General features: G+C 45.9%; 13 protein-coding genes. 2 read left to right on the forward strand and 11 right to left on the reverse strand.

From position 1 onward, the window contains the following. Positions 1–6: 6 nt before the first annotated feature. The 9 genes from AWU77_RS13080 to AWU77_RS13125 all read right to left on the reverse strand — a co-directional run bounded on the left by AWU77_RS13080 (position 7) and on the right by AWU77_RS13125 (position 11,019). The gene (locus AWU77_RS13080; RefSeq protein WP_084618375.1) at positions 7–570 is read right to left on the reverse strand and encodes a CoA pyrophosphatase; all 564 of its coding nucleotides are present in this window, start codon (positions 568–570) and stop codon (positions 7–9) included. Position 571: 1 nt separating this feature from the next. After that, positions 572–892 carry a YqfO family protein gene (locus AWU77_RS13085; protein ID WP_062064126.1) on the reverse strand — a complete coding sequence of 107 codons (321 nt, stop codon included), beginning with the start codon at positions 890–892 and terminating at the stop codon, positions 572–574. A 40-nt stretch (positions 893–932) separates the two neighbouring features. Then, a complete protein-coding gene (locus tag AWU77_RS13090) occupies positions 933–2,108 on the reverse strand; it encodes a phosphoglycerate dehydrogenase (protein ID WP_062064128.1) in 1,176 nt (391 codons plus the stop codon). Positions 2,109–2,179: 71 nt separating this feature from the next. Further along, the gene (locus AWU77_RS13095) at positions 2,180–3,295 is read right to left on the reverse strand and encodes a phosphoserine transaminase (protein WP_062064130.1); all 1,116 of its coding nucleotides are present in this window, start codon (positions 3,293–3,295) and stop codon (positions 2,180–2,182) included. Positions 3,296–3,722: 427 nt separating this feature from the next. Beyond that, the gene (locus AWU77_RS13100; protein ID WP_062064133.1) at positions 3,723–4,442 is read right to left on the reverse strand and encodes a SapC family protein; all 720 of its coding nucleotides are present in this window, start codon (positions 4,440–4,442) and stop codon (positions 3,723–3,725) included. A 42-nt stretch (positions 4,443–4,484) separates the two neighbouring features. Then, positions 4,485–6,044, reverse strand: coding sequence for a tryptophan halogenase family protein (locus tag AWU77_RS13105; protein ID WP_062064137.1), 1,560 nt, complete (start codon positions 6,042–6,044; stop codon positions 4,485–4,487). Between the two features lie 194 nt (positions 6,045–6,238). Then, on the reverse strand, positions 6,239–9,295 hold the full coding sequence (locus tag AWU77_RS13110) for a TonB-dependent receptor (protein WP_062064142.1): 3,057 nt from the start codon (positions 9,293–9,295) through the stop codon (positions 6,239–6,241). A 363-nt stretch (positions 9,296–9,658) separates the two neighbouring features. Next, complete coding sequence (gene ung / locus AWU77_RS13120) at positions 9,659–10,345, reverse strand: uracil-DNA glycosylase (protein WP_062064152.1); 687 nt, start codon at positions 10,343–10,345, stop codon at positions 9,659–9,661. 71 nt (positions 10,346–10,416) lie between these two features. Next, positions 10,417–11,019 carry a peroxiredoxin gene (locus AWU77_RS13125; protein WP_062064155.1) on the reverse strand — a complete coding sequence of 201 codons (603 nt, stop codon included), beginning with the start codon at positions 11,017–11,019 and terminating at the stop codon, positions 10,417–10,419. Between the two features lie 386 nt (positions 11,020–11,405). On the opposite strand from AWU77_RS13125, the gene AWU77_RS13130 reads away from it, so the two are divergent. After that, positions 11,406–11,615, forward strand: a complete 210-nt coding sequence (locus AWU77_RS13130; protein ID WP_062064158.1) for a bacterioferritin-associated ferredoxin — start codon at positions 11,406–11,408, stop codon at positions 11,613–11,615. Between the two features lie 157 nt (positions 11,616–11,772). Continuing rightward, on the forward strand, positions 11,773–12,249 hold the full coding sequence (gene bfr, locus AWU77_RS13135) for a bacterioferritin (protein WP_062064161.1): 477 nt from the start codon (positions 11,773–11,775) through the stop codon (positions 12,247–12,249). Positions 12,250–12,337: 88 nt separating this feature from the next. Here bfr and AWU77_RS13140 read toward each other — a convergent pair whose 3' ends face one another. Both AWU77_RS13140 and AWU77_RS13145 read right to left on the reverse strand, forming a co-directional pair. After that, positions 12,338–13,138 carry a hypothetical protein gene (locus tag AWU77_RS13140; protein ID WP_062064163.1) on the reverse strand — a complete coding sequence of 267 codons (801 nt, stop codon included), beginning with the start codon at positions 13,136–13,138 and terminating at the stop codon, positions 12,338–12,340. 4 nt (positions 13,139–13,142) lie between these two features. Further along, positions 13,143–14,855 carry an ExeA family protein gene (locus AWU77_RS13145; protein WP_062064166.1) on the reverse strand — a complete coding sequence of 571 codons (1,713 nt, stop codon included), beginning with the start codon at positions 14,853–14,855 and terminating at the stop codon, positions 13,143–13,145. Positions 14,856–15,143 lie beyond the last annotated feature (288 nt).

Raw genomic sequence — 15,143 nt, forward strand, 5'->3', positions numbered from 1 at the left:
ACCAAGTCAGGGTTCGATTCTGCGTAATAAACGCAATAATTGCTCAGTAACTGCCGCAGTAAAACCCCATATTTCATAACCCTCATAATGATAGACAGGTACGCTAAAAACGCGACCATTACGTTCAAACCTGTCCTCTCTCACCTGAATCCCGTCATTGAAAACGCGCAAGGGAACACAAAAAATACTGTCGAGCTCAGCAGGGGATGGCAGCAAAGGCACGCCGGTATTAAAACTGGCGACAAACGGAGTGACTGGGGTTCCTGCACGAGTGTGAAATTGAGGTAAGCGCCCCAGAAGATGAATATCTGCCGCGGGCAAACCAATTTCTTCATAGGTCTCACGCTGGGCGGTGGCAAACAAATCGGCATCGCCAGGCTCCCACATGCCACCCGGAAAGCAGACTTCACCCGGATGCTGACGCAAATGCTCTGCACGCTTGGTATATAAGACGGCAGGATTATCGCCACGGCTAAGCAACACCAACACAGCGGCCTGCGGTTCAGTAACCAGCCCTAGTGGCTCATGAAGTAACAATTGCGATAGCGCATCAAATAGCGGGGAGCTCAAACTAATCCGCCTCCAGATCAGCCAAACGCCAAACATCAAACGCAGGCTCCTCATAAGGGTGGGCTGTGCGCAATGCGGCAATTGCCGCACGGATGTGCTCATCGGCACAGACCATCTCAACCCGATACTCCGGCACTGTTGCAAGTTGGTCATGTTGCCCGAGATAGGGAGCAGCACCCGGCAAAGGCCTGAACTGCCCTTGCCCCAGCACCTGCCAACAACATTGGTCATAGTTGCCAATGCGGCCAGCGCTGGCAGCAAAGACAGCTGTTTTAACTGAATCGAGATGGGAATCGGGAACAAAGAAGACTAATTTGTACATCTACCCTGCCCCCAATTATCAGACTGGAACAACAACGGGATTAAATCACCCGTACTGCAATAACATGTTCAACACTTGCCAATGCTGCAACCACTTCCGCAGACGGCGCCAGCTCAACATCGATAATATTGTAGGCAATCTCACCGCGGCTTTTATTGACCATATCCACCACGTTAACTTTGTGATCAGCTAATACCGACAGCACATGACCTAATACACCCGATACATTTTCGTTTGAGAAAGTGATGCGCGAACCTATGGCGGGTGAGCGATCCATATGCACAGTTGGGAAATTAACGGAATTTTTGATGTTGCCATTCTCCAGATAATCCACCAGCTGGTCGGCCGCCATAATGGCGCAGTTCTCTTCCGCCTCTTCCGTGCTGGCACCGATATGCGGCATGGCGTAAACATCTTTACGGTTAAGCAGGATTGGCTCGGGGAAATCGCAAATATATTTACCCAAATGACCCGCATCCAAACTTTCTACTACGGCGTGTGCATCCACAATCGCTTCACGGGCAAAATTCAGCAGTGTCGCGCCTTTTTTGCACACCTTCAGCGTATCGGCATTAATCAAATGCTTGGTTTGCGGAATCGCCGGTACATGCAGGGTGATGTAATCCGAACGCGCCAACAGCGATTGCAAATTCTCCATGCGGCCAACCTGACTTGGTAAGCGCCATGCCGCTTCAACCGATAAGGCCGGGTCAAACCCAACTACATTCATGCCCAAGGCTAGAGCAGCGTCGGCGATCAAAGAGCCAATTGCACCCAAGCCCACAATACCCAGGGTTTTACCTTGCAGTTCAAAACCGGCAAAGTTGGATTTTTCTTTCTCCAACAATTTGGACATTTCGTCCGCATCGGTCATGTGGGTCAAACCATTGACATAGGCCATGCCCGACAGAATGCCGCGTGAACCCAACAACATTCCGGTCAATACTAATTCTTTTACCGCATTGGCATTGGCGCCGGGAGAGTTAAATACCACTACACCTTTTTTGGTGTATTCCTCAACCGGCACATTGTTGGTGCCCGCACCGGCGCGGGCAACGGCTTTGACTGAGGCAGGTAAAGTTTCGCCATGCAATTTATGACTGCGCAGAATATAGGCATCGGGCTGGCCGATATCGCTGGCCACTTCGTAGTTTTCACGCGGAAAACGGTTGAGGCCTTTAACGGAAATTGCGTTGTAGGTTTTTATTTTAAACATCATCTTGCTCCTCAAAATCTACTAACAAAAAGGCCGTGTAAAAACACGGCCTATCGTTGAATCTATCTATATCAAGCAGCCGTAGCTTCGTTGTAAGCCCAGGTCAACCAAGGCAATACCGCTTCCAAATCAGCCGCCTCAACTGTTGCGCCACACCAGATGCGCAAGCCAGCCGGTGCGTCGCGGTAGGCGCCAATATCGTACGCCACACCTTCTTTATCCAATAATTTGATCATGGCCTTCACTTGATCGGCAGTGGCTTTCAACGTGAAGCACACAGACGTGTTGGACAGGGTTTCCGGTGTTTGCGCCAGAAAATCGATCCAATCATTGGCAGCGACAAACTTTTTCAACACTTCCAGATTTGCGTTAGAGCGAGCGATGGTTTCTTTTACACCGCCGATGGCACGCACCCAATCCAGCGCATCCAAATAATCTGCTACCGCTAACATAGAAGGCGTATTGATGGTATCGCCCTTAAAGATACCTTCAACAACTTTGCCGCCGCTGGTCATGCGGAACAGCTTAGGCATAGGCCAGCTTGGTTTGTAAGATTCCAAACGCTCAACCGCACGTGGACTGAGAATCAACATACCGTGAGCACCTTCACCGCCGAGCACTTTCTGCCAGCTGTAGGTGATTACATCCAACTTCTCCCAGGGCATTTCCATCGCAAAAACGGCCGAGGTGGCATCACAAATAGTCAGACCTTTGCGATCATTGGGAATCCAATCGCCATTAGGCACTTTTACGCCTGAGGTGGTGCCGTTCCAAGTGAAGATAACATCGTTATCAAAGTTCACTTTGGACAAATCAGGCAACAAACCGTAATCCGCCTCATGGGCATTCACGTTCAGCTTCAGCTCTTTGGTGGCATCACTCAACCAGCCTTTACCAAATGACTCCCACTGCAGGATATCCACACCGCGCTCACCCAGCAGCGACCACATGGCCATTTCTACTGCACCGGTATCAGAACCTGGCACTACACCAACACGGTAACCTTCTGGCAGACCGAGCAATTCGGCGGTATCGACACAGGCGCGCTGCAACGCAGCTTTACCTATAGTGGAGCGATGTGAACGCCCAAGCGTAGACACATCCAGCTGATCCAAGCTGTAGCCCGGGCGCTTGCTGCAAGGGCCAGACGAGAAATTGGGATTGCGGGGTTTTACTGCTGGCTTCATGGTAATCCTCTAGCTGACAGAAACAGCACATCCGATGAACAAGGCCAATCAGGCGTGCCAAACGAGGCTTACTCTCCGCTTAACAAAGAGTAAACCCGGAAAATTCGGGGGCGTCGATTATGCCAGCAACACACTAAATAACCTAGCCAGCCAAAGTGGATTTGCCCGTAAAAACACCGAATTAACAGGCAAAAAAAAGCCCTCTGAAACTCAGAGGGCAGAGGGAGACGTCGATGCATCAACCAGACATCGACGGTGAGAGACCATTAATCACTCAAAACCAAGCTTGTTAACCTACTCAAGCTCAGTCCGTTTCAATCAACTGAGACTAATGTAAAACTTAATGACAGCGCTGTCAAATTAAATTTGGCATATAAGTTGTAATAGTCGCAACTTCCACTCTTAGCTTACAACCGAGGAGGAATAATTAAGCGCGCTTATTACACATATCAATTAGCTTGCGGATATTTCCAAGCGACGCTAAAACCATATAGGCAAAATGCAAATAACCTGTTTTATGCAATTGCCCTACTGCCGAGTCATCCAGCGCAAAAAACTTTTCTTGATTAATAGTGTAGTAGGCAGATGCTTGATACTTAGCACCATTATTAAATTCAATGTCGAGCACAAATGGCTCAATTAAATCTAACGCTAAAAAAGCAGAAAACATTGCCTTACTTTCCGCCAAACCATCGTGAATTGACATCAAGATCCGGCTAATGTTTTCTATGTAGGGACTATTGCCACCGTGCTCCAAAAAAACAGCCTCTCCGTCGTCACCATGGCTAATTCTAGGACTATCCATATCAACATGAATTACCGGCGAAGCCCCATCTCCATCTTGCTCGCGCTGAAAACCAATTAAAAAGGGTTCGCGGGCGATCACTGCAGGAATATAGTTCGCGTGCCAACCTTGTTCATCTAAAAATAAATTTTCATTTTTTTTAAAACCAAAAATAGCTACCGCCTGAAACTCCCCCGTCTGCGCTTCCTTTTGAAAAAAAATTGGGTAGTCGCGCTGAGCATCTACAAACTCACTGGGGAAAATCAACGCCCCACTAACATCATCGCCATAAGCTGCAGATTTCTTTGTTATTACCTTTAAATTGCCATGCGCAATGTTATTTAACATTTCATGCTTTGCCATTAAATCACCTTTTATATTGCCTTATAGCAGCTTTAGTTGAGCTTATATTTTTTGCATGCCGTATTTAAAAATATGATCGATAAGCTCCCGATTTGACGGTAACAAGCTCACATATTTACGCGACTTCTCAAAATTATCTTTAATTTTTTCCAATCCCAGATTCACATTATCCGATGTCTTTACAACACCGCTAACATTGGATTTAAATCCCATTCCATAGAGCACATATTGGTAACTTGCCGATGGGAAAATCTCTTCTACTTGAATCAAATCATTAAAATAAGGCGGGCGCTGTGCCCACAACAATAATTGTTGCTGCAATTGTTCGGGCATTGCATCAGGGCTACTCATATAGCGCCAATATTCAGTATCGCGGCGTTCAGTCAATACATAATGCAACTTTAAAAATTCAACAATACGCTCCCAGCGATATTGAAAAACACTATTAAAGCGCTTAGCAACTAACGGCATAGTCGCGACAGTCAACGGAAACTCATCGCGAATCATATTGGCCGACAGTTCAACCAGCGCCAAAGCAGGTGCCTCCAAAGGCTCGATAAAACCGGCAGCCATGCCAATCGCAACACAGTTTTTATACCAAAACTGTTCACGATGCCCAACACGAATAGAGAATTTACGTGCACTCAGTTTCTCAGCTACATCAACTCCAGCGCTTTTTGCAATATGAGCACGCAACTCTAGTTCAGCCTGCTCATCAGAAATGTACGCGCTGGAATAGACATAACCGACGCCACGCCGGGAAGAGAGCCCTATATCCCAAGTCCAACCCGCAGATTGAGCAGTTGCCACAGTGGCCGATGCGATAGGACTCGAACTTTCAGCGTAGGGGACTTGTGTCGCGATCGCTGAATCATTAATTGAATACTTATTCTTATCTATAAAGGGAATACCAAAATGCTGCCCCAGTAGCAAACAACTAAATCCCGTGCAATCAATAAAAAGATCACCCGCGACAGCACCCATCTCTTTAGTATTAACAGCAGCAATCTCTCCATTTGGTGCAGAAATCACATGGGTGACATGATCGACTATATGCTTAACACCTAGACGTGCAGTGCAATGCTTTTGCAATAGCTCTCCAAATTTTCCTGCATCAATATGGTAGCCGTAATTTACTGCACCGGCATATTCCGGGGTCGTAAACTGCTTGGGTGAACGGCCACTTTCCGAAACATAGTTTTGCACAGAGACAACATCTGCAAAAGGCAAGTGCGAGAACTGAGCCTGCCAAGCAGCCACAAGATTACACTCCAGATAACCATTCGGGATAGTGAATGGATGATGGTAGGCATCGCCCTCCAAACCCGTTTTCCAACCCACAAATTTCGATCCCTGCTTAAAAGATGCAGCGCATTGCGTAACCAGATCTGCCTCTGAGATACCAATTTTTCTCAGCGTTGCACGCATTGACGGCCAAGTCCCCTCACCCACACCAATAGTGCTGACTTCAGGTGACTCAACCAACGTAATCTGCATACCCAATGCTAAATTATTTTTATATTCAGCAGCTAGAATACCCGCCGTAAGCCAGCCAGCAGTTCCGCCTCCAACAATAACTATCTCTTTAATCAGGGCACTCATAACCAAACTCAATAACAAGAAGAAAAATCGGTAGAACTAGCTCAACAGACCTTATGGGCTCCACACAAACAATCAATAACAGTCACAGAAATTGACCAAGAGGTTACCATAAAACACGCTTAGGGCTAAAAAGTAAAAAGCCGCTGAAATCAGCGGCTTTTTACTCAAGCGAGAAACAAACTATCTAAAAAATATTAGAAAGTATAGCGAACACCTGCGGTATAACGAGGACTCAACTCTTCCAAGCTATTCATTTGGTTAGTTCCACGACCGTGAGAACGAGAGTTTTCACCTGTTACGTTCAAGCCCTCAAGGGTGAAAGTTACATTATCATTGAGGTCATAACTTAGCGACACATCAATCTGTGCATACTCCTCAGTGAAGGATGGCTCATTACCACCTCCCTGGGTACGATTATTCAAGAACTCATCGCGCCAATTGTAAGCAACACGAAGTTGAATCCCGTCCTTATCGTAGAAAGCGATTAAGTTGGCCGAGTCACTGAGGCCATTCATCGCAAACTGAGATGTGTAAGTTAATATATCAAACTCAACATCAGCATCTACCAATGTATAGTTTGCCTGCAAACCTAAGCCAGACTCACCAAACCAATGCTGGACTGCAAACTCCAAACCATCAATTGTTGCATCTTTATCATTGCCTGGGGTAGTGGTAGCCCATTGCAATAAAGGATCGGTAGAATTTGCATATACTTTAGAGGCTGGAGAATTTACATCTTTACCATCGATTCTCAACATTTCTTTGAACTGTTGATCTTCACTCGTTACGTCACCACCCGCTGCACGAATGTTTGCGATTGCCTGAGCAAAACGCGGACCATTTCTTGCGTCACGCAATCCATACCAATCTGAGGTTACAATTACATCCCCGATAAATCCTGATATATCTTTTACAAAATACCCAGCCGAAACATAACTATCATCGCTGTAATACCATTCAGCTGAAATATCTATGTTTTTTGATTCCATTGGAAGCAAACCAGGGTTACCGGCTGTTGCTGTTTTCAAATAGATACTGCTAATACCAACATCAGATCTCAACTGATTATATGAAGCACGCCCGATAGTTTCGCTATAAGACAAACGAATTTTGAGATCATCTAAAGGACTAACATCCAAATCCAAATTAGGAAGAAGGTTGTCATAGCTCCCAGTGCGGCTAAACGGAGCGGCAGCTGTCTTTTCATCTATACGCGACCAATCGTTATCCGAATCCCATTGCAACTGTGCAGGCTTCTTAACTACCGATGTAGAGGTCACATCAGTTTCTTCATAACGAACACCCGCCAAAATATTTGCAGGCATTCCAGCAAGATCAAAGCCAGCCTTGAATTGAACGTAAACAGAATTTACATCCTCTTCAATCAAACGATTCACATTGTAATTACCATTGTTTTGATATTTACCATTTGGGAACGAGTTGAAATTAGCGGAGGTAATACCTAACGCAGCCTCTTCAGCGGTTGGATTACGCGACCTAGCGTACATCCATTCCATATTTTCAAAAACTTTACGAGGATCTACATCAAGACCGTTGGTCAAGAAGCGAGGGCTATTAGTAGATGAACCATAATCAGGGAAAGCATCACCGAAATTACGCGGACTAAAATATCCAGGCCAATCAGGACCAAATGCATCCGGATCAATACCACCCCAGTTACCCATAGTAATTCGCGGTGAGGTGCCATCAGATGCACGGCTCAGGTTAGAGTCTTTGCGAGTATCTATACCAAACTCAATGCCAGAGTCAGTAAAGAATGCAAAGTCACCCAATGAATAAGAGCCAGTTAAGCGCAACTGCTCAATTTCAGTTCTTTGATTTGCTAAAGCCACTGAACCCATCGCACCACTGACGTCGCCACCATCAATAACACCATTATTGTTACCTTTGTTAGGTAAAGAGTCGTCAATATCAATTCCCAACAATGGAAGCTCTTTACTCCAATCTACAAATTCGGTCACAGTAATGTTAGCGTTTAAGCCTGCTTCTGCTTGATATGTCTTACTTGTGGCGCTGGAGTTGTGATAGTCCAACTCAAATTTCAAATCCTCGGTTGCTTCCCAAGCAAGATTGAAACCGAATGAATTGTTTTCACTGCCAGTAGTGAAAACCTGATTAGCAAAAGAAACATCTTTACCCGCGGCTGCAGTGTAGGTTTCTTTATAAATTGTTGGTGATTTTACCGGGCCATTATCGAAACCAATGTCAGTAATATTCGAGATATTAAACCATGCAGATTGCTGTGAACGATCTGCTGCGATATCTATTTCAGAATAGGTATAGTCCAAAGTACCTGTAAGGGTATCAACAGGACGGAATTGCAAAGTCAACTGCCCATTTGTACGTTCACGATGAATATCATCTACTGCATAACGAATATCAGTTGGTAGATTATAGAGATCACCAATTGCTAAATTATCGCGCACAACTTTGGGGGGAACTGGACGCCCCTCGAACGGACTACCTTTAACGCCTTCTTCGCCACGCTTTGCCAACTGCCAGTTATTTACAAAGGCATTCCCGCGGGAACTGTCGCGCTCTTGATAAGATCCAGTAAGTGCAACACCAAAATTACTCTCTTCATTTACCCAGCTGTAAAGACCAGAAACTTCTGGCGTGTACTCACTTCCAGCAGTACTACTATTATCGACAGAGGTATCTTTTACTGCTTTTGCGCCAAAGCTGGCACGCGTTTCACCAGCATCCAAGGGGCGGAGTGTTTTAATATTGACAGTTGCGCCCAAACCACCCGAGGCAATATTAGCCTTACCAGTTTTAAACACATCAACACCATTTATAGCCTCTGACGCCAGATTCCCGAAATCAAAAGCACGTGAAGCATTATCACCAGCATTGTTATTACTAACAGCAGGCATAACACGTCCATTCAATGTGATCATATTCAACGAAGGGTCAATACCACGCACAGTAATCTGCGAGCCTTCGCCGTTCGAACGGTTGATCGATACACCTGTGATACGTTGCAACGATTCAGCAAGGTTTGAATCAGGCATTTTACCTATATCTTCCGAGCTAATTGAGTCAACCACACCCGCAGAATCTCGCTTAACATCCATCGCACGTGTCAAAGAACCGCGAATACCAGTAACCATTACCTCTTCAACGGTGCCATCTTGGGCGTAGGTCATACCACTGAAACCAGCTGTTACAACTACCGAGGCAATCGCAGTGGTCAGTACTTTTCTCTTAAAGCTTGTAGTTTTGTACATGGAGCTCTCCTTTATTATCGACAGGAATTATGTTTTTCCGGTACACGCATGCTTGAACCGCAACCTGAGCAGATCTGAGTTCAAGCATTTTCACCTTCTGGATGAAGATGAATCTTTTTATTGCTCTACTTATTTTTCTGGTTTTATTGCTAGAGCTTTTTGAATTAAATGATTTATTCAGTACAACTAAACGAACCACCTCAAGAATCATGAGGCGCCATTCTTGGTGGGCACAAAACTACTACTATATGACAGCGCTGTCAAACGGAAGGAAGAGGATTTGAGTGTAAATTTAAGCTATACGAGCCAGCGACAACTTATAGTCAATATGACTCGAAAATAACCACATATTCGGGGAAAGCGCTAGATCTGCCAATTTATGGGTAATTTGTTACAACGTTGCAGATATTGATTGGCCATGGAAAAATGACCGCAACCAATAAACCCGCGATGAGCCGATAGCGGTGATGGATGAGGAGCCTTAAGTACCAAATGTTTGTGGGCATCGATAAAGGCAGCCTTCTTCTGGGCATGACTACCCCACAAAAGAAAAACAACACCTTCACACTGATTGTTCACTAACTGGATCGCTTTGTCGGTAAAAGTCTCCCACCCCCGCCCCTGATGAGAGCCCGCCTGCGCTTGTTCAACCGTTAAAGTTGCGTTGAGCAGCAAGACCCCCTGACCTGCCCAGGATTGCAAACAACCATGAACAGGAATCGTCAAACCGAGATCGCGGTGCAATTCTTTAAACATGTTCTGCAGCGAAGGCGGCGGTCGAACACCGGGCTGGACAGAAAAGCATAAACCATGAGCTTGATTCGGGCCGTGATAAGGATCTTGCCCAAGGATGACCACCTTGACCTGATCTAGCGGTGTTGAATTAAAGGCGTTAAAAATATGATTTGAAGCGGGATAAATCACTTTGTTCTGCTGCTTTTCAGCCAGCAAAAAAGCCTTTAACTGTTGCATATACGGCTGATCAAACTCAGCGGCGAGATGCTCAAGCCAGCTCAGGTGAAGATCGATTTTTTTATCGCGTGCGGCCATTACTATTCGCCCATTAAAAAGCCCAGCTAAAGAGCTGGGCTTTTTACAAGAATTACTGCGGAAAGTAAAACTTAGAGTTTGGCAGCATGCTCTGCCAAGTATTTAGCAACACCTGCTGGTGATGCGTCCATACCTGCATCGCCTTCTTTCCAACCAGCTGGGCAAACTTCGCCGTGTTGCTCGTGAAAAATCAGTGCATCAACGGTACGGATGGTATCGTCAATGTTACGGCCGATTGGCAAATCATTAACGATTTGTGAACGCACTACGCCAGCTTCGTCGATGATGAAAGTGCCGCGGAACGCAACACCATCAGCAGACTCTACGTCGTAAGCCTTGCAGATTGCGTGAGTGATATCTGCAACCAAGGTGTACTTAACTTGGCCAATACCGCCGTCATTTACTGGAGTGTTGCGCCATGCGTTGTGAGTGAATTGTGAATCGATAGAAACACCAATCACTTCTACATTGCGCTTTTTGAACTCTTCTACGCGGTGATCAAATGCCAACAGCTCAGATGGACATACAAAGGTGAAGTCCAGTGGGTAGAAGAATACAACAGCTTTTTTGCCTTTGGTGGCTTCAGCAAAGTTGTAATTGTCTACGATCTCGCCGTTTGCCAATACCGCTGCTGCAGTGAAATCCGGTGCTTTTTTACCAACTAATACGCCCATAGCGAGTCTCCTAATGGTTAGTAGTTAAGGGTTATTCAGAAACCAACGCGAAAAACAGGAATCGGAAACCAACATATTATTCACTGAATGTGAACATTTCATGGCCATTTATTGATTACCTGCCATTTATTAATAGTGCGCGACTATCATACACAGGCGCGCAAGGGAGTCATATTAATTTTCTATATAGCCTGGTTAAAACTGTAACTATGACGATTCAGCTGGCAAATCATGGTTATTCCAATGCTTCAGTTATAACCGCGAATATAAATTCCTGCTAAACGCGATTATTTCGCATGCACTATTGACACAGATTCTCATTAACATTAAAGTTTGATTGTGTGCAATTCAACCGCACTCAGAACAACCACTTGGGAAGTGTCGCTATGTACGTCTGCCTCTGCAAAGGTATTACTGATCGTCAAATCAAAGCCGCTATTGATGATGGTGCCAACTCGCTTGGGCGCCTGCGCAAGGCCTTGGGGGTCGCTAGCCAATGCGGTAAATGCTCTATGATGACCCGTGAAATTCTCGACGAAGCACTTAATGACACCCCTATGATTAATGGCTTGCCGCAATTTTTTGCAGTTGCATGAACCCAAGGCAGCCGCTAAAAAGAATCGAAATCATTCTTACTCTTAGTATATTTCCCTTTATCGTCAATCACTTAGAACCGTCCTTTGCTTGACATCCCTCGCCCCTAAGACCAGACTCTCCCCTTTATTTTATTATTTATTCGCATAGGAGAATTCCATGAAGGGCGATCCACAGGTTATAGCTGCATTAAACAAAGTTCTGGCCAACGAGTTGGTTGCAATTAACCAATACTTCTTACACTCCCGCATGTATAAAGATTGGGGTCTCAAAGAACTAGCCGATCATGAGTACCATGAATCCATTGACGAAATGAAACACGCCGACGCCTTGGTCGAGCGCATTTTATTTTTGGAAGGTCTGCCTAACTTACAAGATCTGGGCAAGCTGCATATTGGTGAAGATACACCGGAAATGCTCAAGTCCGATTTAAAACTTGAACTAAAAGCCATTCCCGATTTGCGCGACGGTATTATCGTTTGTGAAGGCGTGCGCGACTTTGTTAGCCGCGACTTATTAAAAAGTATTCTCGAATCTGAAGAAGAACATGTCGATTGGCTGGAAACACAATTATCACTGATCGATAAAGTCGGCATCCAAAATTACTTACAAAGCAAAATGGCATCGCACGACTAAGTCTTTTTGTTTGCTCGATACCAACAAAAAAGGAGCTACCTGCTCCTTTTTTGTCATGTTGAATTGAATGCTGCAATAAGATCACATCTTACATGTTGATCCAGCCATTGAGCGCGCGCAGTTTAAATACCGCGTTGCCATGTTTTAAAACCACGCCATCGACAAAAATTTCCTGCACCACAAACTGCCCCACCCCAATAATATTACCCACCCCCGACGTTTGATTATTAATAACGACAGTGCTCACACCGCCCACCAAAAAATTATGTCGCGCGTAGGAGATGGTAGGAATTTTCTGCCGCATATTCCACGGCAGCGCATTAAAGTCGGGAATATTTTTGATGCTATCAAACGTGCGCGCGGGCGCCTGCTCTTGTAATGGCACACCTGCATTTCCCGATGTAAACGGATCGACAATGGTCTCAGAGGCAGCCGCAGTTGCCGCTTCGGCGGCATAGAGTTCACTTACGCCAGAATCAACTGCCGCTGCAGGCGCAGTATCCTCAGCAGAATAGAGTTTATTGATATCCGCATCTGGCGCAGAAGCTTTTGGTGTTACCTCTACCACCGGAACAGTCGCTGGAGTCGCAGCTGTGACTACAGTCGAACTCGGCTCAACGGCAATCGGATTATTTGCCGGCGCTACCGATGATGGCTGCACCGGCATGTTATTGATTGCCGATACCGGCTCTCGCCGCAGCACCCAAACAAGCGCAACAATAATCGCAATTAATATTAAAACTATACCGATCATCCACTTCATTGTTGGACGCAAACCCGGCGCTGCATTTACTGCAAGCGGACGATGCGAGGTATTGAGATCCGGCACAGTATTTTGATTTTTGCGCTCGTTCTCGGCGCGATTCAGGGCATCCAATATTAATGACATAAGACTAGAGCCCCTGCGTATCCAATGGAGCAAGTAATTTTTGCTCATCTAATTTCACTAGTAGCTTATCCACTCCCAGCACTTCATTTAATCGGCGCAAGGTTTGCGCATTGATAACACCATTCGGAAGAATATTTTGCGTCGACTGAAAAAGCTCTACCCGTTTTTGTAAACGCTCAGTAAAAAACTGACGCGTTAGTGGCGCAGATTGCTGATCCAGTGTGGCAAATTGCTCCGCAACCCATGTCACTAAATCGCTTTTATCCCCCATATTTAAATCGCCTTCAAACGCCTGCGGACGCGACCATACATATAAAAAATCGCCATTCCACAGGCTGGCAAGCTCGCGCCACGGCACCACCTTTTGCTCGCCATTATCTAGCAGAAGAGCATGATTTTCACTTAAACCAATAAGTAAAGCGTACACCCACTTTTTATCGGCGGTCGCCAAGGTGATCAAACCTGGGCGGTTAATGTCTTTTAATTCATCCCATGAGTTGATGTGCGATTTTTCACACACATAATTCGAGGCTTTTACAACCAAGCAGGGATTTTTTCCATCGGCAGCGGTAATGCCCACGTAACCAAACAGCGATAACTGTGCAGCTACCCAATCCCGTGTTGACAAAGCGATAACCTCGGGCACCACTATTTTGGGTGGCTGATTGCGCAATTCAGTGAGCGAGCCCGATAGCACTTGCTGCTCGCTCAGCGTTTTTATGTCAGCGACAGATGATTGCATTGAAGATGTATTGTTCGCCACTTGTGTCACTGCCGGCGCAACGGCTAATGGCGCCTCATCGGGAACCAACAGCCAAACAGCCGCCATAATACCAATCAACGTCACCACAAATAGCGCATGCCAGGATGTCCGCGTATTGGCGAGTTTTTCTTCTTCCTGCGTTGTGGTGCCAGCCACTTCTTTTACCGCCGCCGCAAAAATTTGTTTATCAATATGATGATGATTCTGTGCGTAAGCGCCCAACAACAAACGCTCACTGATCACATTGATCAAACGCGGAACACCACCACTGAACTGATGAATTTTTTTAATCATCGCATCACTAAATGGCCGTTGATGATCCGGCAAACCCGCAATTTTCAAGCGATGCGCAATATAAGCTTTAGTTTCCGGCAAGCTCAGCGCTTCCAAATGAAAACGCGCCGTGATCCGCTGGGATAATTGCCGCAGCGCGGGTCGCGCCAATAATTTTTTTAATTCCGGCTGACCGACCAGCATGATTTGCAATAGTTTTTCAGTGGTGGTTTCAAGGTTGGTAAGTAAGCGAATTTGTTCCAACACCGGCACTTTTAATAATTGTGCTTCATCGATTAATAAAACTGTCTTACGGCCTTTACGGTGATTGTCGAGCAGAAATTGATTAAGCGCATCGGTCAAGTTTTTTACCGTCAACTCGTCGGCGATATAACCTACTCCCAACTCATCGCAAATCGTTGAGAGCAACTCCGGTGCGCTGCCCATAGGGTTGAGGATAATCGCCATATCGGTATTGGGTGGCAGCTGCTCCAGCAAGCAGCGGATAATTGTGGTCTTGCCCGTACCGACCTCGCCGGTGAGCATCACAAAACCACCGTTCTGGATACCATACAAAAGATGCGCCAAAGCCTCCCGGTGCTGGTCGCTCATAAAGAGGTAGCGCGGGTTGACGGCGATAGAAAAGGCGGGTTCTTTTAGCCCGAAAAAGTCGTGGTACATAGGCCTTTCAATACAGAGTTATTATGGGTCGCGCACTGGCGCGGAGCTGAATCATAGCAGGCCTAAGATTCAGCTGTTACCTTCTTGTTCCTGCCCCATCACTGAAAAGGCAAAATTTACACTGGCAGGCAACCCCTAGTTCATAGCGAATCACTGAACCCAATCACGCCAAACAACGTATTAGGTCACAGTTCGATTGCCCGAAAAGCACCAAATTGATACCATTGCCGCCTTTTTAAACAGGCCCCATTTTTAGCAGGTAGTTACCGCTTCTCCGGCCGCACCCCT

The organism is Cellvibrio sp. OA-2007, from assembly GCF_000953825.1.
Classification (GTDB): Bacteria; Pseudomonadota; Gammaproteobacteria; order Pseudomonadales; family Cellvibrionaceae; genus Cellvibrio.